This window comes from Nocardioides euryhalodurans (assembly GCF_004564375.1).
GTDB lineage: Bacteria > Actinomycetota > Actinomycetes > Propionibacteriales > Nocardioidaceae > Nocardioides > Nocardioides euryhalodurans.
On sequence record NZ_CP038267.1, the window covers coordinates 1,725,646 to 1,752,477 of the forward strand.

Sequence of the window (26,832 nt, forward strand, 5' to 3'; positions counted from 1 at the left end):
TCAACCTTTCCGGGGGGTGGTGCTGGTGCGGATGACGAGCTCCGTGGGGAGGAGCTCGTGTCGGGGTTCGGTTCGGGAGCCCGAGATCTGCTCGTCGAGCAGGCGGGCGGCGGTGCCGCCGAGCTGGCGCATCGGCTGGCGCACGGTCGTGAGGCCGGCGTAGCGAGCGGCCATCACGTCGTCCCAGCCGGTGACCTTGACCTGGCCGGGGACGTCGATGCCGGAGCGGGCCAGCTCGCCCATCAGGCCGAGCGCGAGCTCGTCGTTGGCGCAGACGAAGGCGTCGGGGAGCTCGTGGCTGCGCACCGCCTCGTGAGCGACGCTGGCGCCGACCGCCTCGTGCAGGCTCTCCACGGCGATCAGCTGGACGAAGGCGTTGGTGTCGCTGTCCCACACCACGTCGCGGACGCCGCGCCACCGCTCGTTGACGTCGGGCGAGACGTCGGGGTCCCCGACGAAGGCGATCCGGCGGCAGCCCTGCTCCAGCAGGTGGCGGGCGAGGGTTTCGGCGGCGTCACGGTTCTCGGCGTTGACGGAGTCGACCTGGCCGATCGGGGGCCGGGCGACGAGCACGACCCGGGCGCCGGCCTCGGCGAGGTCCTCGACGACCGCGTCGCTGACCGTCCGCCCGAGGACGACGAGCCCGTCACAGCGCCCGGCGGTCTCGCGGACCGCCCCGTCGGCGTCGGCGCGGCCGTGGGTGGAGAGGATCAGCACGGAGCGGCCGAGCTCGGCGGCGACGGCCTCGTAGCCCAGCACCACCTCGGCGTAGTAGGGGCCGGAGAGGTCGGGGAAGACGATGCCGTTGGCGGCGTGGCGCCGCTCCGCGAGCTGCCGTCCCAGCTGGCTCGGCGTGTAGCGGAGCTCGGTGGCCGCGGCCATCACCTTGTCCCGGGTGTCGGCCCGCACGTCGCCGGAGTGCCGCATGACGCGGGACACCGTGGCGATCGAGACGCCCGCGTGGCGGGCGACGTCGCGGATCGTGGCCGGCACCTGGTCTCCTCTCTGTAACCGGTTTCTGTAACCGGTTACATCGCGTTAACCTGCCGGACATGACAACTGGTGTCAACCCCCTCACCCTCCTTCCCGAGCGCTGGCAGCCCCTGGCGCGGCGCTCCGCCGACCTGCTCCGTGAGCACCAGGACGCCGGCGGCGGCTGGCCCGCCTCGCCGCACTTCGCGCCCTACCAGTTCTCCTGGTTCCGCGACGGCTCCTTCATCGCCGACGGTGCCTCCGCGGCCGGGCTGCACGCCGAGGCGGACCGCTTCCACGCGTGGTGCGCGGGTGTCCTCGATCGCGAGAAGCCAGCCGTGGCAAAGGTCCTGACGATGCTGGAAGCCGGCGAGCAGCCCGCGGACGCGGACTACCTCCCGGCCCGTTACAACCTCGACGGAACCCGCCAGCTCGACGACTGGTGGAACTTCCAGGTCGACGGCTACGGCACCTGGCTGTGGGCGCTCGAGCGGCACCTCGGCCGGATCGCCGGCGGCGACGTGGCGCCGTACGTCGACGCGATCGAGACAGCCGTCCGCTATCTGGTCGCGACCGGGACCGACACCTGCCGCGACTGGTGGGAGGAGAACCGCGACCGCACCCACGTCGCCACCCTCGCCGGGGTCTCGGCCGGGCTGCTCGCCGCCGTCCGGATCGCACCGCTCCCCCGCGAGCTGGTGCTGCGTGCGGTCGAGGTCGCCGACGCCTGCGTCGACCTGGTCCGGACCCGCGGCACCCGCGACGGCCACCTCGTGAAGTGGCTCGACGGCGAGGACGTCGACGCCTCGCTGCTCTCGGTCGCCGCGCTCTACGACGCGCTCCCGCTCGACGACCCGCTCGTCACCGCCACCGTCGCGGAGGTCGAGGCGCGCCTCGTCGACGGCGGGGTCCACCGCTACGAGGCGGACACGTTCTACGGCGGCGGCCAGTGGCCGGTGCTCGCCTCGTTGCTCGCCGTGCACCACGCACGCACCGGCTCACCGGACCGCGCCGCCGAGCTCCTCGACTGGGTCACCACGACCGCCGACGACGACCGGCTGCTGCCCGAGCAGGTCGCCCCGCTCCTCGCACCCGAGGTGCTCGACGAGTGGCTCGAGCGCTGGGGACCGCCCGCCCACCCGCTGCTGTGGTCGCACGGGATGTTCCTCGCTGCCGCGACCCTGACGGGCTGACCGGCGGCTCGCGACCGGATCACAACGGGGGGGACCGGGCGGCACGTGTGGGCACGATGGGGCAGGGTGGACCCGTGACCGAGACCCGTGACGCCCCCGTCCGCGAGGCCGTGCGGGCGTACGCCGCGGTGCAGCCGAGCCTGCGCGAGCCCACCCGGCGGTTCGTCGCGCTCGTGACCGCGCTGCTCGACGAGGCCGGGATCAACTACCTGACCGTCGAGGGACGGACCAAGAGCGTGGCGTCCTTCGCGGCGAAGGCCGCACGCTCGGTGGAGGGACGCCCCCTCTACACCGACCCCTCGACCGAGATCACCGACCAGATCGGCGTCCGCGTCATCACCTACGTCCACAGCGACGTCGACGCGGTCGTCGACGTCTTCGACGACCAGCTGCGGCTGCTCGACGACCGCGACATGGGCGAGGAGACGGCCAGCCAGGGCAGGTTCGGCTACTCCAGCCGCCACCTGCTGGTCGCGGTCGGCGACCCTGCCCCGGAGTCCTACGACGACCTCGTCGACCACCGCGCGAGCATCCAGGTGCGGACCGTGCTGCAGCACGCGTGGGCGGAGTTCGAGCACGACATCCGCTACAAAGGGACGGTGCCCGCCGAGCACGCCTCCGACCTCGACCGCCGCTTCACCCTCGCCGCCGGCCTGCTCGAGCTCGCCGACCAGGAGTTCTCGGCGATCCGCTCGGTGCTCCAGGGCAGCGCTCCCCCGGCCTCCCCCGACGCCGACCCCGCCGACCCGCGCATCAGCGGCCAGGAGCTGGCCGCCTTCCTCGCCGGCCAGTACTCCGACGCGGGCTGGTCGCACACCGACCACTACGGCTGGATCTCCGGGCTGCTGCTCGAGCTCGGCATCACCTCGCTCGACGAGCTCGAGGGCCTGCTCACCTCCGTCGACCCCGACGCGATCATCCGGCGGATGGGCTACCGCTACCCCGCGGGCGCCGTACGCCGGCTCGACGACGCGCTGCTGGCCATCTTCGGCCGCCAGTACGTCGACCTCACCGGCAACTCCCACCGGGTCCCCCAGCTCACCGCACGCCTGGAGAAGCTCGAGGCCGAGGCCTGAGCCGGGTCGTCCGTTCCGGGTGAGGTCGCGGGACGTGTGCGCGGCCTAGCGTCGGAGCGAGGGCACCGCGCCCTCGTCCGACCTCGAGGGAGGCGCGATGTCCAGCATGCCGGGGAGCGGGACTGGCAGACAGTCCACCAGGTCCATGGTCTCCACGGGCGTCGCCGGGTTCGCCGGCGTCATGCTCATCACGGTGGGGCTGATGCAGATCCTCGCGGGACTAACCGCCGTGCTCGGCGACGAGCTCTACGTGAGCGGGCGTGCCTACGCCTACGAGCTCGACCTCACCACCTGGGGCTGGACCCACATGGTGATCGGCGTGCTCGCCGGGGCGATCGGCTTCGCGATCGTCGCCGGCTCCACGATCGGGCGGCTGCTCGGCATCTTCCTGGCCGTGCTCGGCATCCTCACCAACTTCGCGTTCCTGCCGCAGTCGCCGACCTGGTCGCTGGTCATCATCGGCTTCAACGCGCTCGTGATCTGGGCGTTGTTCTCCCAGATCTCCGAGGACGAGGCGGTCTGAGCGGCCTCAGCGCCGCGCGTACGTCGAGAACGTCGCGCCGGACTCGAAGGTCCGGGTCCCGTTCAGCGCGAGCTCGCGCAGCGCGAACGGCCCACGGAACATCGGGATCCCCGCGCCCAGGATGATCGGGTACCGCTTCACCACCAGCCGGTCGATCTCGTCGACGAGCTGGCCGGCGAGCTCGGCACCGCCGCAGAGCCAGACCCCGAGCCCGTCCTCGCGCTTGAGCGCCCGCACGTGAGCGACCGGGTCCCCCGAGACGATCTCCACCTCCGGGTCGCCCTGCTCGAGCGTCCGGGAGAAGACGACCTGGCGCAGGTGGGGGTACGGGCTGGTCAGGCCCGCCTGCAGGGCCGGCTCGTAGGTCGCCCGGCCCATGACGACCGCGTCGAAGACCTCGTTGGGGACGTCCTCGATCCCCAGGGCGCGCCGCGCGTGCACGGGCAGCGTCTCGGGGTGGTCGGCCACGATGGCGGCGGCGACGTCCTCCTCGAAGGGGAAGAAGTCGAAGCGGCCGTCGTCGTCGGCGATGAAGCCGTCGATGCTGGTGCCGATGAAGTAGGTCAGGTCCCGCACGTCCTGCTCTCCGTCCGTCTCCGAGGGGACGGACACCGTAGCGGGTCGCCCGACCCACCCCGGCGGGGACCAACGCCCCTGCCGCCCGGTTGCTCGTGCTGATGGGCTGGCAGCAGGTGGTGATGACGATGGACACGTCGGCACCCGACACGCGGGTCGAGCACGACGGGCGCCGTACGCCGCGCGCCTGGCTCGTCGTCGCGGGGGTCGAGGTCGCCCTCGGCACGGCCGCCGTCATCGCCGACCTCGCCCTCCCGACGCTGGTGCTGCTGCTCCTGGCCGGCTTGTCACTGGCCCTGCGTCGGGAGGGGCCGGCCAGTCTTGGGCTGCGACGCGCCCCGCTCTCGCTGGTCCCGAAGATGCTGGCCTTCGCGGCCGCGTGGTCCCTCTTCCAGCTCGGCGTGACGATGCCGGTCGCCAACCACGTGTCGGGGACCCGGCAGGACCTCAGCGCCTTTGCGGGCCTGGAGGGTGACCTCGGCATGCTGGTCACGCTGCTCGTGCTGAGCTGGACGCTGGCCGCCCTCGGCGAGGAGCTGGCGTACCGCGGCTTCCTGTTGACCCGGATGAGCCAGGTCCTCGGCTCGGGCCGTCTCGCCGTGGCCGTCGCCGTGGTCGCCACGTCGGTGCTGTTCGGTGTCGCCCACAGCGAGCAGGGCGCGATCGGCGTGCTGGTCGTGAGCCTGGACGGGCTGGCCTTCGCCTGGCTGCGGCTCCACCACGGCACCCTCTGGGCGCCGGTGCTCGCCCACGGCTTCAACAACACGCTGGGCTTCGTGACGTTCTTCCTGGTCGGTCCGGTCCACGCGCTCTGGTGACCCTCGGGACCAAGTGCCCTGTCCGGGACGGCGCCGCGCTGGGACCGTCGTGGGAGGGAAGGGGGTGATGACGATGGCCAACAGCAACGCCGGGGCCGCTGGTGGCGGCGCCATCTACGGGCTCGGGATGTTCGGCGCCTGGGTCTTCTTCTGGCAGCAGGCCGACGCGTTCTGGGAGTACCTCTACGCGATCTTCCAGGGCTTCTTCTGGCCGGCCTACATGGTGTACGAGGCCTTCGCGGCCCTGAGCTGACCCGCCGGGTCGACGCCCTGGGCGATCTCGGGTGCCGGACGTCTGCGCCCTGCCGTGGCCCTCCGTGGGCAGCATGACCCGGTGACCACTCGGGACGACACCAGCCAGACCGCCGAGGACCGCAGCGCCCGCGTCGCGGTGACCCTCTTCCCCCTCCTGATCCTCGCCGGCGCGGCGATCGGCTTCGCCGCCCCCGACACCTTCGCTCCCCTGGGCGAGGTCGTCACGCCGCTGCTCGGCGTCATCATGTTCGGGATGGGGCTCACGCTGACGGTGCCCGACTTCAAGCTCGTGGTGACCCGCCCGGTCCCGGTCGTGCTCGGGGTCGTCGCGCAGTACGCCGTCATGCCGCTGCTCGGGCTGGGGGTCTCGGTCGCGCTGCAGCTGCCGCCCGACCTCGCCGCCGGCGTGATCCTGGTCGGCTGCGCCCCCGGTGGCACCGCCTCCAACGTCGTCACCTACCTCGCCAAGGGCGACACCGCCCTGTCGGTGACCATGACGTCGGTGTCGACGCTGCTCGCCCCGGTCCTGACGCCGCTGCTGACGCTGTGGCTCGCCGGCCAGTACCTCCCCGTCGACGGTCTCGGCATGGCGGTCTCGATCCTGCAGGTCGTGCTGGTCCCGGTGGCGCTCGGCCTGCTCGTCCGGACGCTGGCCCCCTCGCTCGTCACGCGCGCCCTGCCCGTGCTGCCGTGGGTCTCGGTCGTGGCGATCACGCTGGTCGTGGTCGCGGTCGTCGCCGGCAGCGCGGACGCGATCGGCGACGCCGGCCTGCTCGTCCTCGCTGCCGTCGTCCTGCACAACACGCTGGGCTACGCCCTCGGCTTCGGCTTCGGCCGCGTCACCGGCCAGCCCGAACGCGTCCGCCGCACGATGGCGGTCGAGGTCGGCATGCAGAACTCCGGCCTCGCCGCCGGGCTGGCCGCGCAGTACTTCAGCCCGCTCGCTGCCCTCCCCGGCGCCGTGTTCTCGGTCTGGCACAACGTGTCCGGCGCCCTGCTCGCCGCCTACCTCCGTCGTCGGCCGGTCGAGGACGACGTCGTCCGGGCGCCGGTGCCGGCGGACCGGTGAAGCCGGCGATCAGCCGCTGACGACGTGCGCGTCGGCCCCGGGGAAGGTCAGCCCCTCGTGGCCGTCGCTCCACCGCACGACGTACGGCGGGGCGCCGTCGGCCCCCTTCACCTCCAGGATCTCGCCCTCCCGACGCGGCGCGTCCACCTTGTTGCTCTCGACGACCAGGTGGTCGCCTGCTGCTGCATGCATGTCCCCCACCTCCTCCTGACCACGATGCTCCTGTGGAGGTGGCCGGGCAATGTCTGGCGCCGACTGATCCGGTCCTGGGTGTGGCCTACTCCGTCGGCGCGGGCGAGGCCGGCGCGGGCGACTCCGTCGGCACCGCGGTCTCGGTGGGAGTGGGCGTCGGCGTCTCGCTCGACCCGTCGAAGGGGGTCGTGGACTCCGAAGGATCGCTGGTCGGCTCCTGGGACGGCTCGTCGGCCGGCGTCGAGCCGTCGGTCGGCTGCTGCTGGTCGGGGTCCTGCGGCTGCTGGTCGTCGCGCTGTCCGCTGTCGTCGCGCCCGCCGATGATGGTCGTGCGTCGGTCGTCGTCGCCGGTGAAGGAGGAGACGCTGCGGCCGCTGAGGAGCTCGAAGACGGTGAGCGTCGCGATCACGATCAGGAAGACGCCCGCGGCGAACACCGCGATCCGCTTCCACGGCAGGCCGGCGAGCCGCTCCCTCCACCCGGGCTTCGGCGGCTCGCTGTCGGGATCGGCCGCCTCGGCCAGCTCCTCGCGGGCGGCGTCCAGCTCCTGCTGGGCGTGCAGCAGGTCGGCCTTCGCGGTCGGGCTGTTCGTGCCGCGACGCTGCGCCCGACGCACCTCGCTCTGCGCGGCGCCGATCCGCCCTGCCGCCGACTCCTGGGCCTTCGCGACCGTACGCCGACTCCGGTCCAGCCCCTGGGCGTAGAGGGCGGTCCCCACGCTGGCGACGATGCTCCCGACCGCCGCGCCGATGATCGTGCCGACGGCGCCGAGCGTCGAGAGCAGGACCGCGGACGAGACGGCCGCCAGCGCGGCCGCGACCGTGCGGACCCAGTCGATGTCGAGCCTGGGCTGGCGGCTGTCGGTGTCGTCGGTCATCGACTCCAAGGATGCCTTGGCCGGTCAATGGTGTCGCCATTGGCTGGTGACGCTTGCCCGAGCGCCTGTGGGCGAGGACGTTCGTGCTGCCCGCCGTCACTGACTTCTCCCCATGCGTTGGTGTCGCGACCGGCGACCCGGGAGTCGAAGCTGGCGTTCGACGGTCCTGGCAGTGGCGCGCCCCTGCGGGGCGGCCTACCGTCGCCGGGCGAACCGCACGTCCCCGTTCGTCATTCGCCTCAGGTCGTACCGCTTGTCGTGGGCTCGGTGGTGGTGGAACGAGCACAGCAACAGCCCGTCCTCGACGCTGGTCGGCCCCCGCGCCTCGGCCCACGGGATCGCGTGGTGCGCCTCGCACCAGGCTGCAGGGATGTCGCAGCCGAGCGCCCGGCACTCGCGGTCGCGGACGGCAAGGGCCCGGCGCATCGCCGGGGTGTGGAAGCGTCGCTTGCGGCACACGTCGAGCGGATGCGACGCGCCACCCAGCACCATCGGCAGGATCCCCGCGGTGCAGGCCAGACGACGCGCCTCGCCAACGCTGATCGCGTGTCCGGTGGAGAGCCGGGCAACGCCGAGGTCCTCGGCCAGCTTGTCATGGTCGATGGTGACCACCAGGGTCGCGGCGCCACCACCGTGGTCCGGTACGACCCCGGTCGGGAGTCGTTCCAGCAGGCTGCAGAACGCTTGTGCCAGCAGCTGACTCGCAGGGATCCGCTCGCCGGTGTCGGGGTCACGGCGGGCTCCCCCGGAACCCGCTCCGTCGAGGTGGTCGCGGCGCGGCGACGCGAAAGCATGGAGCTGCGTGAGCAGCAGGTCGGCGTGGAGGGTGGGCAGGTCGGCGACCACCCGGGTCAGGCCTCCGCCCAGCAGCCGGGTGGTCAGCCGCATCCGGCGCTGGGCTCGCTGCTCCTCACGGCCGAGAGCGCGACGCTCGTGCTCCTCGGCCACCTCGGGCGCCACCACGTCGAGGACCCGCCGCCCGAGCACACGGAGGTCCCGCGGACCGAAATCGGCGGCGCTCGCGGCCAGGTGGCGCTCCGCCTCCGTACGCACTGACCGGTCCACCTCGCCGGGCAGGTCGTCGAGAGCGGCCACGATCACCTCCGCCTGCGGCCGTGACACGTCGCCGGCCAGCAACGCCGAGCCGACCACGGCGTACCGCTCGGCGAGCGCCTCGGCCAGCTGCTGCAGCCGGCGGCCCTCCAGACCGTGGAGGCGGGCTCGTACTCCCAGCCACGCCCCGGCCGACCGGGCCGCCGCTTCGTCGGCGACGTCGCCCGCCGCTGCCAGCACCGACAGCCGGACCGCCTCGAGGCGGGCGATGCTGCGGGACAGGTCGACGAGCACCTCCTGCTTGGCCTCGGTGGTGAGGAGGAGTGGCGAGCTCCCGCCGATCTCGTCGATGGCAGCCGTGATGCGCGAGGCACACCGCTGGAGCGGGTGCGGGAGCGGAACGGCTGCCTGACTCATGCCCTCACGCTAGGCCGATCGCGACGCAGTTTCGAGCACGCGTTCGAACCTGTGGAGAACGCTGCCCGGAGTCCTCCTGTCGACGGAAAGTGGCGAAAGACGTTGACCGCGCGCAGCCCGGCGCACGACGGTTCCCGGGTGATGATCCGACGCGAGCTCCCCGATGACCTCGAGCCGATCCGCGCCGTCACGGCCGCCGCGTTCCGCGGCGCCGAGCACAGCGCGCCGCCGGTGGAACCCGGTGGCGACCCCGGCGAGGCGACGCTGGTGTCGTGGCTGCGGGAGGACCCAGGCTGGGTCCCCGAGCTGTCGCTGGTCGCGGTCGAGGACGGCAGCGTGGTCGGTCACGTCGTCGCCACCCGGGCTCGCGTCGATGACCGTCCGGCCCTGGGTCTCGGGCCGCTGAGCGTCCACCCACGCCGACAAGGAGCCGGCGTCGGCACGGCGCTGATGCACGCCGTCCTCGGCGCCGCGGACGCGCTCGGCGAGCCGCTCGTGGCGCTGCTCGGCGACCCCGCCTACTACCGCCGGTTCGGCTTCGTGCCCGCACAGTCGGCCGGGGTGGTCGCGCCGGACGCGTCCTGGGGCGACTACTTCCAGGTCCGGACCCTGACCAGCTACGACGGCGAGGCCGGCAGGTTCCACTACGCAGCGCCGTTCGACAGGCTCTGAGCGACCTGGCCGGGTGGGAGCAGTTCCTCCGCCAGCGTTCCTGAGCCGTCCACCCGCCCGTCACGTCACGGCCACGAGGCTCCCGCAGCCTCGTGGTCGTGACCACCTCCCAGGTCCTCACCATCGCCCACCGTGGCGCCAGCGCCTACGCTCCCGAGAACACCCTCTCCTCGCTCCGCACCGCCGTCGAGCTGGGCTGCGACCTCGCCGAGGTCGACGTCCAGCGCACCCGGGACGGGGTCCTCGTGCTCGCCCACGACGCCGAGCTCGGCCGCACCACCGGTCGCAACCGCAGGATCTCCGACGTCACCTACCGCGACCTGCAGCGGCTCGACGCCGGCTCCTGGTTCTCCCCGGTGTACGCCGGCGAGCGGATCCCCACGCTCGAGCAGGCCCTCGACGTGCTCGGCGGCACCGGCACCGGCCTGCTGCTCGAGGTGAAGCACCCGGCCCGCTACCCCGGCATCACTGCCGACGTCGCCCGCGCCCTCCACGACCACGAGGGCCGGGTCGTCGTGCAGTCGTTCGACCACGACGTGATGCGCGACTTCGCCCGGCTCGGCACCGGCCGACGGGTCGGCCTGCTCGGCCACCCGCCGGTCCGCCGGCTGCGGGCGCTGTCGAGGTGGGCGGCGTACGTCAACCCCCGCCACCGCCGCGCCACGGCGGAGTACGTCGACGCGGTCCACGACGCCGGGATGTCGTCCTTCGTCTGGACGGTCGACCGCGACCCCGACATCCGTCGCGCCCTCGACCTACGCGTCGACGGTGTCATCTCCAACCGACCCGACGCCGTGACCCGCGCGCTCGCCGACCGGCTGGTGCCGGCGCTCTGACCGAGCCGCCGCTGAGTCGCGGTGACTCAGCACTGCTCAGGACAGCTCGCTGAACCGCTCCACGGCCTGGGCGGTGCCCGAGACCACGACGAGGTCGCCCTGCTCGAGCACCGTGTCAGCCGTGGCGTAGGTGAACTCCGCGCCGGCGCGCTTGACGCCGACGACGGTGACACCGAGCTGGGTGCGGATGCCGGTGTCGCCCAGCGGCTTCCCCCAGAGGCTGGACGGCGGGCTGGTCTTGACGAAGGCGTAGTCCTCGTCGATCTCGATGTAGTCGAGCATCCGTCCTCGTACGAGGTGGGCCACCCGCTTGCCCATGTCGTGCTCGGGACGGACGACGTGGTGGACGCCGATCTGGGTCAGGATCCGGGCATGGGCCTTGCTGATGGCCTTGGCCCACACGTCCCGGACGCCCAGGCCCAGCGCCACCGAGGCACTGAGGATGCTCGCCTCGAGGTCGGTGCCGACGCCGATCACGACGCGGTCGATCTCACCGACGGCCAGCTGCCGCATCGCCTCCTCGTCGGTGGAGTCCGCGACGACGACGTGCGTGAGCCGCCCCGACAGCGACTCCACGACGCGGCGGTCCGCGTCGATGCCGAGGACCTCGGTGCCGGTGGCCTCGAGCTCGAGGGCGAGCGACTTGCCGAAGCGCCCGAGCCCGATGACGGCGACACCGCTCTCCCTGCGTGACCTAGCCAATGATCGGCCGTCCTTCCGGTAGCTCGTAGTGCCGGTGGCGCTCGCGCAGCGCGAGCGCCGACACCAGTGTGATGGGACCGAGGCGTCCCAGGAACATCAGTCCGACCAGCACCAGCTCGGCCGAGGTCGGCAGGTCGAAGGTGATGCCCGTCGAGAGACCCACCGTGGCGAACGCGGAGGTCGCCTCGAACAGCACCGGTCCCATCGGCAGCCCGGTGAGGGACATCAGCAGCAGGGTCGCCCCGACGACCGCGCCCACGGACAGCAGTGCCACGGTCAGCGCCTGCCGGATCACCCGGTCGTCGACCTGTCGGTCGAAGGCGTTGACGCGCTCCTCGCCGCGCACCTCGGCGTAGATGACGAAGAAGAGCAGGATGAACGTCGTCACCTTGATGCCACCGGCGGTGCCGGCCGAGCCGCCGCCGATGAACATCAGCACGATCGTGCCGAGGAGGGTCGAGTCGTTCATCGCGCCGACGTCGAGGCTGTTGAAGCCGGCCGTGCGCGGCATCACGGCGTGGAAGAAGCCGGCGAAGATCCGACCCGGGGCCGACATCGCCCCGAGGGTGTCGGGGTTGGACCACTCGCTCGCGGTCACGAAGACCGTGCCGGCCACCAGCAGCACGGCCGTGACGCTGACGGTCATCTTGGTGTGCATGCTCCACGCGCGGGGTCGGCCGATCTCGCGCCGCAGCTCGAACCAGACGGGGAAGCCCAGACCACCGAAGATCACCGCGAGCGCGATCGGCACGCAGACCCAGGGGTCGGTGACGAACCGGACCAGGCTGTCGGCGTACAGCGCGAAGCCGGCGTTGTTGAACGCCGAGACCGAGTGGAAGACCCCGAGGTACGCCGCCCGCCCCACCGGCTCGTCGTAGCCGAGCCAGAAGCGCAGGAACAGCACCACGGCGACGAGTGCCTCCACGAGCAGGCTGACCGTGACGACCCCGGTGACGACGCGGCGAAGGTCCGCCAGCCCCACGGCCTTGGTCTCGGCGGCGGCGCTGAGCCGGGTACGCAACCCCATCCGTCGGCTGATCAGCAGCCCGACCACCGAGGCGAACGTCATGATCCCGATGCCGCCCAGCTGGATCAGGCCGAGGATGACCACCTCGCCGAACGTCGTCCAGTGGCTGGCCGTGTCGACCACCACGAGCCCGGTCACGCAGACCGCGCTGGTCGAGGTGAACAACGCCGTGACGACGTCGGTGCTGCCCGGACCCTCGCTGGCGAAGGGCAGCATCAGCAGGGCGGTCCCGAGCAGGATCGCGCCCGCGAAGCCGGCCACGATGGTCTGGGCGGGGTGCCTGAAGAGGCGCTGCCGACCGCCGACCCGACTCGCCACGCGCACTCCTCGTCCTCGACGCCACCGAGCGGGGCAACGCTACGCCCGCCCGCGAGTCACCCTCACCCCGGCGGGACTGCCACCGTGACGTCGGTGTGCGTGAAGTCCTCGCCCGTGAACAGCAGCGGCTCGCCGCTGGTCACCGAGAGTGCGTAGGCGAAGCAGTCGCCGAAGTTCAGCCGCGCTGCCGAGCCCGACCCCCGCCCGTAACGGCGGTAGGCGCCACGGGCGACCTCGCCCTGGCGAACCGAGACCGGAACGAGCTCGATGGCGAGCGCCTCGACGACCTGGTCGAGACGCACCCCGTGGGCGCGAGATCGGGCGTCCGCGACGATGGAGACCTCGAGCTTGGTCGCCACCGACATCTTGCAGTCAGCACCCGCGGCCATGGCCAGCAGCCGGGCCCCGTCCGGCTCGTCGTCGACGATCGCCATCAGCGCCGAGGAGTCGATGATCACCGCGGCAGGCCCTGCTCGTCGTAGAGGTCGTCCACGGCCCTGATCTCCCTGTCAGGGTCGCCCGCGTCTGCGCCGTACGCCTCGACGAGCCGGCGCACCGCGGCGATCGTGCTCGCCGTCCGGGCCGCCTGGGGGTCTGCTCCGTACTCGCGGAGCAGCCGCTCCAGCGCCTCCTCGATCGCTCCCACCTGGGACTTCCCCGTCACCCTGGCTGCCTCCCGGGCGAGCTGCTGCACCCGTTCGCTCTTCACGGTGAACGCCATGGAACCATGGTACCCACGGCTACTGGTGTCATGGTTCCTCACGCCGACTCGCGCAGCACCCGCGCCGTGCGCCAGCACAGCTCCCCCGCGGGCCCGGCCAGCTTCTGGCCGAGCGAGGCGAGCGCCGCGGCATGCCGGGGATCGAGGCAGCCCGCGACCAGCGGCCACGCGCCCGGCGCGACTGCCGCGGCCGCGACGCACGGCCACAGGTCGCGCACGGTCGCGTCGTCGACCCGGCCCGCCATGGCAGCGAGCACCAACCCGGCGGGGCCGTCGTGCTGCCGAGCCAGCTCCCGCCACAGGGGATCCGGTACGTCGGTGAGCAGGGCGAAGCCGTCGCGGATCGTCGGCGCACTCGCCCACTGCAGCGCCGTCGCCCACGCCGCAGGTTGGTCCGCGACCGCGAGGGCCACGGGCTCGTCCACCGCGAGCGGCGCGCACTCGAACATCCGTCCCTGCTCGACCGGCACCAGCCGTCCGAGAACGCAGTCGCCCGGCGAGAGCTCCGCGGCGGCACCCAGGTTGAGGGTCGCGACCTCACGATCGGCCCCCAGATCGCGCCACGTGATCGCTCGTGGCTCGACATCGACCAGCCGGTACGCCCCCATCGGCGTCCCCACCCACTCCTCGATCGAGTCGGCATGGCGGGCCAGCACCGGGGCGAACCCGCCCGCCAGGAAGTGCCGCAGGCCGCCGTACTCGTAGAGGAACGCCTGCCGGTAGGCCCAGTCGTGGTCCAGGATCCGACAGAAGGCCTCTCGGTCCTCCCGACCGCGCCCCCCGGTGACATCAGGCTGTCCGCTCACCTGGCAGGCGAGCCGCATCGCCCTGGTGGTGATGCGGCGCCCCGGCTCGTCGAGGTGGGCCAACGCCTGCGCGAGGATCCAGCGCGACATCGCCCAGCCGGGAAGCACGTCGGGAAGCGACGCGATCTGGAGCAACCGTTCCACCCGCCACCATGCCCAGTAGGGGCCGCCGTCGAGGTCGTACGGCTGCTGCTCCATCAGCGCGAGCGCACCGGCCGCGTCGCCCGCCTGCTCCCGAGCGTTCACCGCCAGCTGGCGACGGACGTACGTCAGGTGCGGCGCGAGGTCCGGGTCGCTCCAGCGCGACGACTGCTTCCGCGAGCGCCCCGTGCGGCGGTTGCGTGACTTCGGCATGGCGACCACCCAACGCCTGCCGGGCCCGGTTCACCAGAGGGTGTCGTCGACCTGTGGAAGGCGCCTCAGGACGGACCGGGGTCGAGGGGCAGCCACGCCGACACCAGCCATCCTCCTTCGAAGGGTCCCGCGGAGGCGCCGCCGCCCAGCTCCTCGGCACGGTCGCGGAGCGAGCGCAGGCCGACGCCGGGAGTCCACGAGGACGGCGGCCGGCCGTCGTCGTCCACGCTCAGACCGAGGACTCCGTTCGCGGTCACGGCGACCCGGCAACGACGCCCGTCCGAGTGGCGCAGGACGTTGGTGAGGGCCTCGGTGAGGATCCGGTACGCCGCCCGCTCGACAGCAGGGGTGAGCACGGGGAGCTGCTCGGGGAGCTCCAGCTCCACCGTCGTCCCGGCACCGGGTGGCCAGCCGGCGACCCGCTGACGCAACGCCTCGGACAGACCGCCCTGCCCGAGCTCCACCGGGGTCAGGTCGTGGACGATCCGGCGGACGTCGTCGAGGGCGCCCCGCACCTCGGCCCCGATCTCCGCCAGCAGCTCGGCAGCCCTCTCGGGCTCGGTGCGCATGACGTTGGCGGCCGCGTCCGCACGGAAGGCCACGCTGGTCAGCACGGGGCCGACCCCGTCGTGGAGCTCCCGGCTCAGGTGCCGTCGCTCGGCCTCGGCAGCCTCGACGGTCGCGGCGCGGGCCTGTCGTACCTGCTCCTCCAGCGCCAGCGCCACGAGCGCGACGGCGAGGGGCATCGCGATCAGCTCCAAGGTCCGTCGGTCGGCTTCATGGAGCCGACGCTCCCCCGGCCGCAGCGCGACGACGAGACGCCCGAGGGCGCCCTCCCGGTGGTCCAGGACGATCTCCGCAGTCGGCCCGCCCCCCACCGCTCCGGCGGCTGCCAGCGTCCGACCGGCCGGGTCCAGCAGCAGCAGTCCGGGCAGCCGCAGGGTGGAGCAGGCCTGTTCGAGCACCACCGGCACGCCGTGGTCACGGCCGAACCCGCGGCCCACGGTCCATGCAGCCGCAGCCGGGTCGGCCCGCATCCCGTAGAACGCCCGGTCGACCGCACGCCGCACGAGCCTGTGCAGCGGCGCGAAGAGCAGTGCAACCGCCAGGGCGGCCACCACGGGTCCCCAGCGGCTCTCCGCTGTCGGGAAGAGCCGGGCCAACAGGCTCACCAGGACGACGTAGGCCGCGACCACCCCAGCGACACTGAGACCCCAGAGCAGCGCGCGAGAGATCACCAGCTCTATGTCGAAGAGCTCGTCACGCACGATCGCCACGGCGATCGCCACCGGGACCAGGGCCCCGGCCAGGAGCAACAGCACCGGTCCGTCGCCGGTGACGACTCGCTGGACGTTGAGCGCCAGGATCAGCAACAGCGCCGCCACCGGCCACAGCAGCTGTCGCCGCGTGCGGGCGTCTCCGCGGCGATAACGAAGGACGAGGCTGCCGACCACGGCGATGAAGGACCCCGTGGTCATGATCCCCAGCGCGGTGACGACGTACCCGGGCAGCTCGAGGCCCACCGAGAGGGCAGAGTCGTGGGTGGCGTCCACGCTGTACGGCGTCCCCTGCGAGAGCACCCCGGTTACCGCCTGGGCGAGACCGCATCCGATCACCACCACCGCCAACCAGCGCCAGCGGGGACCGGGAAGGGCCCCGTCGGGGAAGAGCAGCAGGGCCAGCGGGAACAGCAGACCGACGCCGAGCTGCCACGGTCCGATCACGACGGTGGACAGCACCTGCAGCCAGGTGTCCGGCCAGTCGGCAGCGAGCCCGAGCAGGGCCATCGCCGTGGCAGCTGCGGAGAGCAGGTGCGCCAGCCCGGCGCACAGGAGCAGCGGTCCGACCGGGTTCCTGGTGGCCCACGTCGGCGGGACCCCCGACGCGAGGAACGCCACACCGAGGACGCAGTTCGTCACCGTGTAGCTGTCGACCACAGCGCCCCACGACGCGCCGCTTGCCAGGACTGCAGCCACCACCACCAGCACCAGGATCCCGCCGAGCGTCGCCAGGACGATCGCCGTGCGCCGGCGACCCCGGTCCTCAACCATGGCGTCCCAGCCCCGCATCGCGCGCCATCACGACCGCCTCCACCCGGGTCGCGACTCCCAGCTTGAGGAAGATCGACGAGACGTGGTTGCCGACGGTCTTGCCGACGACGCCGAGCCGTTCGGCGACCGCCGCGTTGGACGCACCACCCGCCATCAGGTCGAGGACCTCACGCTCCCGGGGCGTGAGCCCCGGGAACGGGTCGGGGTCCGCGGTCACCGCGCCGACCAGCCGGCCCGCCACCTCGCGGCTGAAGATGGCCTGGCCGGCGGCAACGGCACGGATGGCCCGCTCGATCTCGTCCTGGTCGGCCCGCTTGAGCAGGTAGCCCCGCGCCCCCGCCCGAAGTGCCTCCCCGATCAAAGAGTCGTCGTCGAACATCGTGAGCACCAGCACCGCCGCGGACGGGTGCTCGCGCGCGATCCGCCGAGTCGCCTCGACGCCGTCGGTCCCCGGCATCCTCAGGTCCATCACCACGACGTCGGGACGGTTCAGAGCCACCTCCCGCAGCGCTCCGTCCCCGTCGCCCGCCTCGGCCACGACCTCCATGCCGGCGAGCGTGTCGAGCAGCGCCGCGAGCCCGCGGCGTACGACGGGGTGGTCGTCGACCAGGATCACCCGGATGTCCGGTCGCGCCCGCTCCTGAGGCGCCATGCACCGATTATCCGTCTTTCCCGCCCTGCGACCTGGGGGCCAGCACCCAGACGGATCGGGAATCCTCCCGCTGCCCTCGGGACGCGTACCTCAGGCGTTCCTGCCTGCGGGTCGACACGATCGCGGAACAGCCAGCCCCACGACCCAACGGAGGTACCCATGACTGCCCAGCTCGACCCCTCGACAGCAGCGGTGCGGATTCACCGCCGGCGTGACCTGCGGACCTTCCACCGCGTTGCCGCCGCCGTCCTGCTGGTGGTCCCGACCACCGCTGTGGCACTCGGACGGCTCTTCCAGATGCCCGACGACAGCGACACGATGGCCGCACTCGCCACGATCGCCGCGGACCCCGGCGACGCGCGGACCTTCGCGCTGCTGGGCTTCATCGGAGTGCTCACGGCCGTCCCAGCGTTCCTCGCGGCCGCACGCCTGGCCAGGCGTCGACGCCCGGTGTTGACCTCGGTCGCGCTGGCCGTGAACGTGTTGGCGTTCACCGGCGGCTGGGCGCTGCCCGCCCTCGACACGATGTACGTCGCAGCTGCCGGCCTGCCTGCTGACCAGCGCGAGGGTGCCGCCACCCTCATCGACGCCATGTGGTCCCAAGGGCTGGCCGGGGTCAGTGCCCTGTTGATGGTTGTCGGGCACGTCGTGGGGGCGATCCTCATCGGCTTGGCGCTGCGTGGCAGCATCCCGACCTTCGGCTGGCTCGCGCTCGTGCTCTCCCAGCCCGGTCACGTCATCGCCTTCGTGATCGGCGCACCCGTGGCCGACGCGCTGGCCTGGGGCCTGATGAGCATCGGCTTCGCGTGTTGCTCCGTCGCCGTGCTCCGCACCCCCGACGACGAGTGGGACCTGCCGCCGCTTCCGGCCGGGTCTCGGTGACGAGCGACGGCCGCGTCGACGCGAGGGAGGGCCGACCCGGCCGGGCCACCAGGCTCGGACCCGGTCGGTCCCACACGGGCTCAACGCTCCACCCGGGAGAACCTCAGCTCGTACCCGTGCACCCGGCCCGCCTGCGTCAGCGCCGTCCCGCCGGAGGTCGACGCGTCCCACAGCCACGGCTCCACCGACCCGAGCGGGCTGCCCGGACGCCGGAACTCGTCCCTCACCGCGAGCCGCAGCCGCTGCAGCTCCCCCAGCGAGCCCGCCATGTGGTCCAGCGCCCGCTGCTGCCCGTCGCGGGCCGTGAGCCGCGCCAGCCGGGCCGCGTTGGTGGTGAGGTCGTTGAGGGACTTCTCGCGCCACATCGTCCACGAGGTCCCGATGCTGGCGACCGCCTCGGCGAGCGCGTCGTGCAGCTCGCCGATCGAACCGGTGACTCCCGCCCACACGTCGTCGACCAGCGGCATCACCTGCTCCCAGGTGACCTGGGCGAGGCGACTGCCCGCCGGTGCCCCGGCGGACACCGCGGACATCCCGGGCGTCAGGTAGGTCAGGTCGATCCGGCGCTCGGGGTGGTGGTGGCGGCCGAGCTCGAAGTAGCTCTCCACCTGCCCGTGCCGGTCGCTCCCCCGCTCGGTCTTCAGCTCGATGATCCACAGCCGGCCGGCCGTCAGGACGCCGTAGTCGGGCGCGCACCCCGGCTCGTCCTCGTCCCGCCGTGGCAGGTCCAGCTCGTCGACGAAGACCGCGTCGTCCGGGAGGTCGGCGGTTCCGAAGGACAGCGCGTCCAGCGCCCGCAGGAACCTCAGCCCCGCCGGCGACGGCGTGCTGCGCGTGTTCCACCGCGGGTAGTCCGCGTCGAGGACGAGCATGGTCAGCAGGCGCTGGCAGTACTCCTCGCGCCCGAGCTTGAGCCGCCGCAGCAGCTTGTGTGGCTCCTCCACCCGCCCATCCTCGCACCGGGTGCCTACTCCACCTGTGGAGAACCGCTTGCTGCCGAAGGCCGGTGGCGCTTCCGTGGACGCCGTGAACTCCGGGAGGCACCATGGGAACCGTGACGACGCTGCCCCGCGGCCGGCCACTGACGGCCGCCGACCTCGCCGCGATGCCCGATGACGGACACCGCTACGAGCTCATCGACGGGACGCTGGTCGTGACGCCTGCGCCCTCGCTGCGCCATCAGCTGGTGTCATCCCGGCTGGCGAACCTGCTGGATCGTCACTGCCCTACCGGCCTGCTGGTGCTCACGGCGCCGACCGACGTACGCCTCGCCGACGACACCCTCCTCCAGCCCGACATCCTCGTCGTCGCCCGAGAGACCTTCGACCGCGAGAAGCAGTCCCTGCCCGCCGTGCTGCTCGCCGTCGAGATCCTCTCCCCGAGCACGCGTCACGTCGACCTGTCGCTCAAGCGAGCCCGCTACGAGGTGGCCGGCTGCCCGGCGTACTGGGTCGTCGACCCCGACGCCCTCGAGCTCACCGCGTGGGAACTGAGCGGGGATGCGTACCGGGAGGTGGGTCACGTGTCGGGCGATGCCGCGTTCGCTGCCACCCAGCCGTTCCCCGTCGAGGTCGTGCCGACCGAGCTCGTGCGCTGACCAGCATCCCGACGTGGGCATTTCCACCCACGCACGGCCGCGACGAGATGCGTCGTACGGTCGACGCGGCGGCCCGCGGACCGGTCCTAGCGTCCCGGACATGGACACCACCGAGATCGAGACCGTCATCATCGGCGCCGGCCAGGCGGGCCTGGCGACCGGTCAGCACCTGCAGCGTCGCGGCCGCCCGTTCGTGATCCTCGACGCCAGCTCCCGCGTCGGCGACACCTGGCGGCGGCAGTGGGACACGCTCAGGCTCTACTCTCCCGCCCAGTACGACAGCCTGCCCGGGCTTCCGTTCCCCGCGAAGAAATGGACCTACCCCGGCAAGGACCAGGTCGCCGACTACCTCGAGGAGTACGCCCGTCACTTCGACCTGCCGGTGCAGCCGGAGACCCGGGTGCGGCGCCTCGAGCGGGACGGCCAGCAGTACGTCGTCACGACCGACCGCGGCTGCTACCGCTGCGACAACGTCGTGGTCGCCACCGGCACGTTCGGCCGCACGCCCCACGTCCCCGAGGTCGCCGGCCGGCTGGACCCGTCGATCCTGCAGCTGCACTCCAGCGAGTACCGCCGCCCCGGCCAGCTGCACGACGGCCCCGTGCTGGTCGTCGGCGCGAGCCACTCCGGGACCGACATCGCCTACGAGGTCGCCGAGACCCATCCGACGATCCTGGCCGGCCGCGACTGCGGTCAGATCCCGCCACCGCTGGAGTCACGGCGGATGCGCCTGATCTTCCCGGTGCTGCTCTTCGCGTGGCGGCACGTCGTCACCCGGCGGACGCCGATCGGCCGCAAGGAGATGGCGGAGATCCGCTTCCACGGCGGCCCGATGCTGCGGGTCAAGCGTGCGGACCTCGCCGCCCGCGGCGTCGAACGCGTCACCTCGCGGGTCGAGGAGGTCCGGGACGGCCTGCCCGTCGTGGACGGGACGCCCCGCGAGGTCGCCAACGTCGTCTGGGCGACCGGCTTCCGGCAGGTCTTCGACTGGATCGACCTGCCGATCGTCGGAGAGGACGGCTATCCGCGCGAGACCCGCGGCGTGGTCGCGGACGCGCCCGGGCTGTTCTTCTGCGGCCTCAGCTTCCAGTACTCCTTCAGCTCGATGCTGCTCAACGGCGCCGGCCGCGACGCGGCCTACGTCGTCGACCGGCTCGTGGCTCGGCGTAGGTCGTCCGCCGGGGTCACCGCGGCCGCCTGATCCGCCGTACGCTCACAGCTGGAGGTTCCGGTGATGGGCGTCGTCGAGCTCGAGCAGACACGCGCCGCCTTCGACCGTGGTGACTGGGAAGCCGCGTTCGCGGGCTGGTCCGCAGCCGGCGCCGACGCGCTCACGAGCGCCGACCTCGAGGACCTGGCCACCGCCGCCGAGCTGCTCGGACGCCACGACGACGCGGTCGGCGCCCTGCAGCAGGCCTTCGTCCGCTGGCAGCAGGCCGGCGACCTCGCCCGCGCGGTCCGGTGCACGTTCCGACTGTCGATGACCACCGCCACCCACGGCGAACCCGCCCTGGCCGCCGGCTGGACCTCGCGTGCCGAGGGCCTCCTCGAGGAGGTCGACGGCGACGTGCCCGAGCGCGGCTGGGTCGCGTTCCTGCGGATGTTCCGCGCCCTCGGGACCGGCGCGTACGCCGAGGCCGCCGCTGCCGCCGACGAGGCCACCGAGGTGGGGCGCCGCCACCGGGACGCGGACCTGATCGCGCTGGGCCTGTGCTCGCAGGGCCGGCTCGCGCTCTACGCCGGTCGGGTCGCGGACGGCCTCGCGCTGCTCGACGAGTCCATGGTCCGCGTCGTCGCCGGCGAGACGTCGCCGATCATCGCCGGCCACGTCTACTGCACGGCGATCGAGGGCTGCCAGGAGATCAGCGACTTCGCGCGGATGGCGGAGTGGACCTCCGCACTCGAGCGCTGGTGCGCGGCGCAGCCCGGGCTGCTCGCCTTCACCGGCCAGTGCGCGGTCCACCGGGGGCAGCTGCTGCGGCAGCGCGGCGAGTGGTCCGCCGCCCTCGACGAGCTGGAGCTGGCCTCCCGTCGCTACCGGGAGGTCGGCTCCCCGGACGCCGCCGGGCTGGCGGCGTACGAGGCGGGCGACGTGCACCGGCTGCGGGGTGACACGGACGAGGCCGACGCTGCCTATCAGCGCGCCGCCGACCACGGCTTCGACCCGCAGCCCGGCCTGGCGCTGCTGTGGCTCTCGCGCGGCCGGACGGAGGCGGCTCGTGGCGCGATCGACCGGCTGCTGGCCGAGGGCGGTCCGGTGCAGCGGTGCCGGGTGCTGCCCGCCGCGGTGGAAGTCCTGGTCGCGTCCGGTGACCTCGAACGTGCCCGGGAGGCCGCCGTCGAGCTCACCGCCCTGGCCTCGGCATTCGGCTGCGTGTCCCTGGAGGCGATGGCCGCCCAGGCGTCAGGCGCAGTCGAGCTGGCAGCCGGCGACGCCTCCGGCGCGCTGCCCTACCTGCGCAAGGCACACCAGCTCTGGTCGCGGGCCGAGTCACCCTTCGAACGTGCTCGCGCTCAGGTGCTGATGGGCCGCGCGCTTCGTGCGGTCGGGGACGACGAGTCGTCGAGGCGTGAGCTCGAAGCAGCGCGGTCGACCTTCCGCCGACTGGGAGCGGCGCCGGCTGCGGAGGAGGCGTCGTTGCTGCTGGCGCCGGTTGCCCTGCCTGCCGGTCTCACCGCGCGCGAGGTGGAGGTGCTGCGCCTGGTCGCGTCTGGTCGGAGCAACGCCCAGATCGCCGCCGAGCTGGTGCTCAGCGAGAAGACTGTCGCCCGCCATCTCTCCAACATCTTCGGCAAGCTCGACGTCGGCTCGCGCACCGCCGCCACGGCGTACGCGTTCGCGCACGGGCTGGTCTGAGCCCTGCTGCCTGTGGACGACCTTTCGCGCTACTCGGCGATCGGGAGCAGGGTGGCCGCATGACCTTCCAACCGACGATCCGATCCCAAGCCGACCTCGAGGCCGCCTGGCGCACGTTGATGGAACCTCTCGGCTTCGCCTCGCACAGCGTCTGGATGATGCTGATCGACGCCGGCGACCGACCGATCCCGCAGCTGACGAAGATCGACGAGGCCGAGGACGCGCCCACCGATGCCGAGCTCGCCGGGCTGGCCGACGTGCTCACGACCGTGCAGGCCGAGTTCGCTCCCGGCGGCCAGGTGGCGTTCCTCCGCAGCCGGCCGGGCAGCGGCGGACTCACCGCCGTGGACCGCGCCTGGGCCTCGGCGCTCTACGAGGTCGGTCGGCTCACAGGTATCCCCGTCGCCGTGGTCCACCGGGCGTGCGACGTCGACCTTGTGCCGGTCCCGATGGACGAGGGGCTGGCGAAGGGCGCCTGACCGGTCGGCTCACCTCAGAGCCTGAACGCGTGACCGCATGCTCGGCACGCGTGTTCGGGCGGGTCAGCCGGGAGGACGCACCCACCGAGGACGACGTCCTGCCGTTCCATCTCGTCGGGCAGCGGCATCCCCACTCGATCGGAACCGCTGCCCGCTCGCCGCCCTCCGGGCAGATCGTCGGCCTCGCCACGGTCACCGACCTCCGAGCCCGAGTCGTTCGGCCACCGCCGGCCCGCCGATCTCCCGCACCACGTCGGGATCACCCACGACGATGAGCTGGTCGGTCGCGCGGGACATGCCGACGTAGAGCTTCTCGCGCGAGCGGTCGACGGCCCCTTGCTCGTTGACGCAGAGGACGACGGCAGGCCGCTCGAGCCCCTTGCAGCCGAGGACGTGCCCGTAGAAGACGTCGTCGTCCCAGTACGTCCGCCAGTAGCCGACCTGGCCCCGTGAATCGGCGAGCTCGACCTGGACGTTGTGCCGCTTGCCGGTCGTGAGCAGCGCGATGTTGCCGGGCGACCAGCCGGCGTCGAGCAGGATCTCGATCGCGTCGTCGGCGACGTCTACCGGATCCTCCCCGGCGGGGATGAAGTGGACGTCGACGCCCTCCCCACCGCGTGACGTCATCCGGGTGGGCGCGAGCGGGCCGAACGCCTGATGGATCTGCCGTGTGTTCCGGAGGGAACCGGACCAGTCGCTACACGTCCATCGGCCGACCAGAAGCTCTACGGACTAGATGGTCAACACCGAACTTGCAATGTCCGAAGTGGCCGCATCTGGGACATTCCTGTCCGAGACTGGGACATTCGTGGCTAGGCCACCCGGGACATTGCGTGGCCGTTCACATCAGCTGCAGCCGGAGGTGCTGCCGCAGCCTTCACACACGTAGCACGAGCCAGCCGGCCGCATCTTGGTCCCGCAGGTCATGCAGAGCGGGGAGTCGACGGCGTGGCCGGTGATCTGCTCGAGGAGCTCGGCGCTCGTGTGGGCCTGCTTCTTGGGCTCCTGTCCTGCCTCCGCTGCGGGGGTCTCGAGGCTCGGCGCCGGGGCGCCTCGCACCTCGACCACCGGGGACACCTCGACCTCCGAGGACGGGGCCTCCAGGAGCTCGGCGGCGGAGCCGGTCTCCTCGACCGGGTCGTAGGAGCCGGTCTCGAGGTAGCGCTGGCGCTCCTCGGCGGAGTAGATGCCCAGGGCCGCGCGCTTGTCGAAGGGCAGGTAGTCCAGGGCCAGGCGGCGGAAGATGTAGTCCATGATCGACTGGCTCATCCGCACGTCGGGGTCGTCGGTCAGGCCGGCGGGCTCGAAGCGCAGGTTGGAGAACTTCGAGACGTACGTCTCCAGGGGCACGCCGTACTGGAGCCCGATCGAGACCGCGATCGAGAAGGCGTCCATCACGCCGGCCAGGGTCGAGCCCTGCTTGCCCAGCTTGAGGAACACCTCGCCCAGCTCGCCGTCGTCGTGGGCGCCGGAGGTCATGTAGCCCTCGGCACCGCCGACCGTGAAGCTCGTGGTCCGCGAGACCCGCGACTTCGGGAGCCGCTTGCGGGTGGGGGCGTAGACGATCTTCTCGACCACCTTGGTCTCGACAGCCTCGGCGTCCTGCTTCGAGACGTTGGAGTCGGTGCCCTTGTTCTCGCCCTTGCCGCTCGACATCGGCTGGCCGACCTTGCAGTTGTCGCGGTAGACGGCCGTCGCCTTGAGGCCGAGCTTCCATGACTGCAGGTAGATGTCCTCGATCTCCTCGATCGTGGCCGACTCCGGCAGGTTCACCGTCTTGGAGATCGCGCCGGACAGGAACGGCTGGCAGGCCGCCATCATCCGCACGTGGCCCATCGGCTTGAGCGAGCGGGCGCCCATCGCGGTGTCGAAGACCTCGTAGTGCTCGGTCTTGAGGCCCGGCGCGTCGATGACGTGGCCGTTCTCGGCGATGTAGGCGACGATCGCCTCGACCTGCTCGGGCTGGTAGCCGAGCTTGGTCAGCGCCCGCGGGATGGTCTGGTTGACGATCTGCATCGAGCCGCCGCCGACCAGCTTCTTGAACTTCACGAGGCTGAAGTCGGGCTCGATGCCGGTGGTGTCGCAGTCCATCATGAAGCCGATGGTCCCGGTCGGCGCGAGCACCGAGGCCTGGGCGTTGCGGAAGCCGTGCTTCTCGCCGCCCTTGATCACGTCGGCCCACGCCTTGGTCGCGAGCTTGTGGACCTGTGCGTCGGCGACGTGCATCGTCCGGATCGTGTCGTTGGCCGCCTGGTGCTTGCGCATCACGCGCTTGTGGGCCTCGGCGTTGCGGGCGTAGCCGGCGTACGGGCCGACGACGCCGGCGATCTCGGCCGAGCGGGCGTAGGAGACACCGGTCATCAGCGAGGTGATGGTCGCAGCCATCGAGCGGCCGCCGTCGGAGTCGTAGCCGAGGCCCATCGCCATCAGCAGCGCGCCGAGGTTGGCGTAGCCGATGCCGAGCTGGCGGTAGTCACGCGTGGTGTCGCCGATCGCCTCGGTCGGGAAGTCGGCGAAGCAGATCGAGATGTCCATCGCGGTGATGATCACCGTGACGGCCTTCGCGAACAGCTCGGCGTCGAAGGTGTCGTCGTCCTTGAGGAACTTCAGCAGGTTCAGCGACGCCAGGTTGCACGAGGAGTTGTCGAGCGACATGTATTCCGAGCACGGGTTGGACGCAGTGATCCGGCCCGTCTCCGGGTTGGTGTGCCAGTCGTTGATGGTGTCGTCGTACTGCAACCCCGGGTCGGCACACTCCCACGCGGCCTTGCTGATCTTGGTGAAGAGCTCGCGGGCGTCGACGCGCTCGATCTCCTCGCCGTGCTTGCGACCGCGCAGCGCGAAGTCGGTGCCTTCCTCGACCGCCCGCATGAACTCGTCGCTGACACGGACCGAGTTGTTGGCGTTCTGGTACTGCACCGAGGTGATGTCGGCGCCGCCGAGGTCCATGTCGAAGCCGGCGTCGCGCAGCGCGCGGATCTTGTCCTCCTCGCGCGCCTTGGTCTCGACGAACTCCACGATGTCGGGGTGGTCGACGTCGAGGACGACCATCTTGGCCGCACGACGGGTCGCGCCACCGGACTTGATGGTGCCCGCGGAGGCGTCGGCACCGCGCATGAAGGAGACCGGGCCGGAGGCGGTGCCGCCGGAGGAGAGCAGCTCCTTGGAGGAGCGGATGCGGGAGAGGTTCAGGCCGGCACCGGAGCCGCCCTTGAAGATGAAGCCCTCCTCCTTGTACCAGTTGAGGATCGAGTCCATGGAGTCGTCGACCGAGAGGATGAAGCAGGCGGAGACCTGCTGCGGCGACTGCGTACCGACGTTGAACCAGACGGGCGAGTTGAACGAGAAGTACTGGTGGACCAGCAGCCAGGTGAGCTCGTGCTCGAAGAGCTCGGCGTCGGCCTCGGTCGCGAAGTAGCCGTGGTCCTCGCCGCCCTTGCGGTACGTCGTCACGACCCGGTCGATGAGCTCCTTGAGGCTCTGCTCGCGGGCCTCGGTGCCGACGGCGCCGCGGAAGTACTTGGTGGTGACGATCGTGGAGGCGTTGACGCTCCAGAAGTCGGGGTACTCGACACCGCGCTGCTCGAAGACGGTCTCGCCGGTCTTCCAGTTGGTCTGGACGACGTCGCGACGCTCCCAGGTGATCTCGTCGTAGGGGTGCACACCCTCGGTGCTGAAGACCCGCTCGATCTTCACTCCGGTCCGTGCGCCGCTGACAGTCTCCGTCATGTTGGGTGCTCCCCTGTTCCCTGGTGGTGGTGTTCTTCTCCGATGATGGCTCTCGCCACCGACACTTCTGCTGTTGCTTGGTGGGGCCCGGCGCACGCAGCTTCCCCACTACGCACGCCGGGCCCGTC

At 72.0% G+C, this 26,832-nt stretch carries 28 protein-coding genes; 13 read left to right on the forward strand and 15 right to left on the reverse strand.

Going from position 1 to position 26,832, the window contains the following annotated elements; translation table 11 throughout:
* Positions 1–993 carry a LacI family DNA-binding transcriptional regulator gene (locus EXE57_RS08085; protein WP_208543007.1) on the reverse strand — a complete coding sequence of 331 codons (993 nt, stop codon included), beginning with the start codon at positions 991–993 and terminating at the stop codon, positions 1–3.
* A gap of 59 nt (positions 994–1,052) precedes the next feature.
* On the opposite strand from EXE57_RS08085, the gene EXE57_RS08090 reads away from it, so the two are divergent.
* The 3 genes from EXE57_RS08090 to EXE57_RS08100 all read left to right on the forward strand — a co-directional run bounded on the left by EXE57_RS08090 (position 1,053) and on the right by EXE57_RS08100 (position 3,764).
* Positions 1,053–2,165, forward strand: a complete 1,113-nt coding sequence (locus tag EXE57_RS08090; RefSeq protein WP_135076158.1) for a glycoside hydrolase family 15 protein — start codon at positions 1,053–1,055, stop codon at positions 2,163–2,165.
* A 74-nt stretch (positions 2,166–2,239) separates the two neighbouring features.
* Positions 2,240–3,241 (forward strand): GTP pyrophosphokinase, encoded by a 1,002-nt coding sequence (locus EXE57_RS08095; protein ID WP_279633193.1) that lies wholly within the window; start codon positions 2,240–2,242, stop codon positions 3,239–3,241.
* A gap of 145 nt (positions 3,242–3,386) precedes the next feature.
* Positions 3,387–3,764, forward strand: coding sequence for a DUF7144 family membrane protein (locus EXE57_RS08100; protein ID WP_244247044.1), 378 nt, complete (start codon positions 3,387–3,389; stop codon positions 3,762–3,764).
* 6 nt (positions 3,765–3,770) lie between these two features.
* Here the strand turns inward: EXE57_RS08100 and EXE57_RS08105 are convergent, their stop codons facing one another.
* Positions 3,771–4,340 (reverse strand): dihydrofolate reductase family protein, encoded by a 570-nt coding sequence (locus EXE57_RS08105; protein WP_135076164.1) that lies wholly within the window; start codon positions 4,338–4,340, stop codon positions 3,771–3,773.
* 122 nt (positions 4,341–4,462) lie between these two features.
* Here EXE57_RS08105 and EXE57_RS08110 point away from each other — a divergent pair, with 122 nt between their 5' ends.
* The 3 genes from EXE57_RS08110 (at position 4,463) to EXE57_RS08120 (ending at position 6,482) form a co-directional block, all read left to right on the forward strand.
* Positions 4,463–5,158: a CPBP family intramembrane glutamic endopeptidase gene (locus EXE57_RS08110; protein WP_135076167.1), complete on the forward strand. Its 696-nt coding sequence runs from the start codon at positions 4,463–4,465 to the stop codon at positions 5,156–5,158.
* Positions 5,159–5,225: 67 nt separating this feature from the next.
* The gene (locus tag EXE57_RS08115; RefSeq protein WP_208543009.1) at positions 5,226–5,411 is read left to right on the forward strand and encodes a hypothetical protein; all 186 of its coding nucleotides are present in this window, start codon (positions 5,226–5,228) and stop codon (positions 5,409–5,411) included.
* An 81-nt stretch (positions 5,412–5,492) separates the two neighbouring features.
* A complete protein-coding gene (locus EXE57_RS08120) occupies positions 5,493–6,482 on the forward strand; it encodes a bile acid:sodium symporter family protein (protein ID WP_135076170.1) in 990 nt (329 codons plus the stop codon).
* A 9-nt stretch (positions 6,483–6,491) separates the two neighbouring features.
* Here EXE57_RS08120 and EXE57_RS08125 read toward each other — a convergent pair whose 3' ends face one another.
* The 3 genes from EXE57_RS08125 to EXE57_RS08135 all read right to left on the reverse strand — a co-directional run bounded on the left by EXE57_RS08125 (position 6,492) and on the right by EXE57_RS08135 (position 9,021).
* Positions 6,492–6,674: a DUF1918 domain-containing protein gene (locus EXE57_RS08125; protein ID WP_135076173.1), complete on the reverse strand. Its 183-nt coding sequence runs from the start codon at positions 6,672–6,674 to the stop codon at positions 6,492–6,494.
* Positions 6,675–6,759: 85 nt separating this feature from the next.
* The gene (locus EXE57_RS08130) at positions 6,760–7,551 is read right to left on the reverse strand and encodes a hypothetical protein (RefSeq protein WP_135076176.1); all 792 of its coding nucleotides are present in this window, start codon (positions 7,549–7,551) and stop codon (positions 6,760–6,762) included.
* A 195-nt stretch (positions 7,552–7,746) separates the two neighbouring features.
* Entirely contained in the window at positions 7,747–9,021 is a 1,275-nt protein-coding gene (locus EXE57_RS08135; RefSeq protein ID WP_135076179.1) for an HNH endonuclease signature motif containing protein, read from the reverse strand.
* Between the two features lie 141 nt (positions 9,022–9,162).
* On the opposite strand from EXE57_RS08135, the gene EXE57_RS08140 reads away from it, so the two are divergent.
* Positions 9,163–9,693, forward strand: a complete 531-nt coding sequence (locus EXE57_RS08140) for a GNAT family N-acetyltransferase (protein WP_244247078.1) — start codon at positions 9,163–9,165, stop codon at positions 9,691–9,693.
* Between the two features lie 98 nt (positions 9,694–9,791).
* Positions 9,792–10,529, forward strand: a complete 738-nt coding sequence (locus tag EXE57_RS08145; RefSeq protein ID WP_167305853.1) for a glycerophosphodiester phosphodiesterase — start codon at positions 9,792–9,794, stop codon at positions 10,527–10,529.
* Between the two features lie 36 nt (positions 10,530–10,565).
* Here EXE57_RS08145 and EXE57_RS08150 read toward each other — a convergent pair whose 3' ends face one another.
* The 7 genes from EXE57_RS08150 to EXE57_RS08180 form a co-directional block, all read right to left on the reverse strand.
* Positions 10,566–11,231 (reverse strand): potassium channel family protein, encoded by a 666-nt coding sequence (locus tag EXE57_RS08150; protein WP_208543010.1) that lies wholly within the window; start codon positions 11,229–11,231, stop codon positions 10,566–10,568.
* Positions 11,224–12,576, reverse strand: coding sequence for a TrkH family potassium uptake protein (locus EXE57_RS08155; RefSeq protein ID WP_244247045.1), 1,353 nt, complete (start codon positions 12,574–12,576; stop codon positions 11,224–11,226). The genes EXE57_RS08150 and EXE57_RS08155 overlap by 8 nt, the downstream gene beginning before the upstream one ends.
* A gap of 62 nt (positions 12,577–12,638) precedes the next feature.
* Positions 12,639–13,034 carry a type II toxin-antitoxin system VapC family toxin gene (locus tag EXE57_RS08160; RefSeq protein WP_135076187.1) on the reverse strand — a complete coding sequence of 132 codons (396 nt, stop codon included), beginning with the start codon at positions 13,032–13,034 and terminating at the stop codon, positions 12,639–12,641.
* Positions 13,031–13,297, reverse strand: a complete 267-nt coding sequence (locus EXE57_RS08165) for a type II toxin-antitoxin system VapB family antitoxin (RefSeq protein WP_135076190.1) — start codon at positions 13,295–13,297, stop codon at positions 13,031–13,033. Before EXE57_RS08165 ends, EXE57_RS08160 begins: the two co-directional genes overlap by 4 nt.
* A 38-nt stretch (positions 13,298–13,335) precedes the next feature.
* Complete coding sequence (locus tag EXE57_RS19700) at positions 13,336–14,457, reverse strand: hypothetical protein (protein ID WP_167305854.1); 1,122 nt, start codon at positions 14,455–14,457, stop codon at positions 13,336–13,338.
* A 65-nt stretch (positions 14,458–14,522) separates the two neighbouring features.
* Complete coding sequence (locus tag EXE57_RS08175) at positions 14,523–16,508, reverse strand: sensor histidine kinase (protein ID WP_167305855.1); 1,986 nt, start codon at positions 16,506–16,508, stop codon at positions 14,523–14,525.
* A complete protein-coding gene (locus EXE57_RS08180) occupies positions 16,501–17,160 on the reverse strand; it encodes a response regulator transcription factor (protein ID WP_135076196.1) in 660 nt (219 codons plus the stop codon). The genes EXE57_RS08175 and EXE57_RS08180 overlap by 8 nt, the downstream gene beginning before the upstream one ends.
* A gap of 159 nt (positions 17,161–17,319) precedes the next feature.
* Here EXE57_RS08180 and EXE57_RS08185 point away from each other — a divergent pair, with 159 nt between their 5' ends.
* On the forward strand, positions 17,320–18,042 hold the full coding sequence (locus EXE57_RS08185; RefSeq protein WP_135076199.1) for a hypothetical protein: 723 nt from the start codon (positions 17,320–17,322) through the stop codon (positions 18,040–18,042).
* A gap of 80 nt (positions 18,043–18,122) precedes the next feature.
* On the opposite strand, the gene EXE57_RS08190 is transcribed toward EXE57_RS08185, so the two are convergent.
* Positions 18,123–18,986, reverse strand: coding sequence for a hypothetical protein (locus tag EXE57_RS08190; RefSeq protein WP_135076202.1), 864 nt, complete (start codon positions 18,984–18,986; stop codon positions 18,123–18,125).
* A 101-nt stretch (positions 18,987–19,087) separates the two neighbouring features.
* Between EXE57_RS08190 and EXE57_RS08195 the strand changes: the two genes are divergently transcribed.
* The 4 genes from EXE57_RS08195 (at position 19,088) to EXE57_RS08210 (ending at position 22,975) form a co-directional block, all read left to right on the forward strand.
* Positions 19,088–19,639, forward strand: a complete 552-nt coding sequence (locus tag EXE57_RS08195) for a Uma2 family endonuclease (protein ID WP_135076205.1) — start codon at positions 19,088–19,090, stop codon at positions 19,637–19,639.
* Positions 19,640–19,739: 100 nt separating this feature from the next.
* Positions 19,740–20,840 (forward strand): flavin-containing monooxygenase, encoded by a 1,101-nt coding sequence (locus tag EXE57_RS08200; protein ID WP_135076208.1) that lies wholly within the window; start codon positions 19,740–19,742, stop codon positions 20,838–20,840.
* A 33-nt stretch (positions 20,841–20,873) separates the two neighbouring features.
* Positions 20,874–22,496: a helix-turn-helix transcriptional regulator gene (locus EXE57_RS08205; RefSeq protein WP_135076211.1), complete on the forward strand. Its 1,623-nt coding sequence runs from the start codon at positions 20,874–20,876 to the stop codon at positions 22,494–22,496.
* A 59-nt stretch (positions 22,497–22,555) separates the two neighbouring features.
* The gene (locus EXE57_RS08210) at positions 22,556–22,975 is read left to right on the forward strand and encodes a hypothetical protein (RefSeq protein ID WP_135076214.1); all 420 of its coding nucleotides are present in this window, start codon (positions 22,556–22,558) and stop codon (positions 22,973–22,975) included.
* 192 nt (positions 22,976–23,167) lie between these two features.
* On the opposite strand, the gene EXE57_RS08215 is transcribed toward EXE57_RS08210, so the two are convergent.
* Both EXE57_RS08215 and EXE57_RS08220 read right to left on the reverse strand, forming a co-directional pair.
* Positions 23,168–23,602: an ATP-binding domain-containing protein gene (locus EXE57_RS08215; protein WP_135076217.1), complete on the reverse strand. Its 435-nt coding sequence runs from the start codon at positions 23,600–23,602 to the stop codon at positions 23,168–23,170.
* A gap of 219 nt (positions 23,603–23,821) precedes the next feature.
* Positions 23,822–26,704 (reverse strand): vitamin B12-dependent ribonucleotide reductase, encoded by a 2,883-nt coding sequence (locus tag EXE57_RS08220; RefSeq protein WP_135076220.1) that lies wholly within the window; start codon positions 26,702–26,704, stop codon positions 23,822–23,824.
* Positions 26,705–26,832 lie beyond the last annotated feature (128 nt).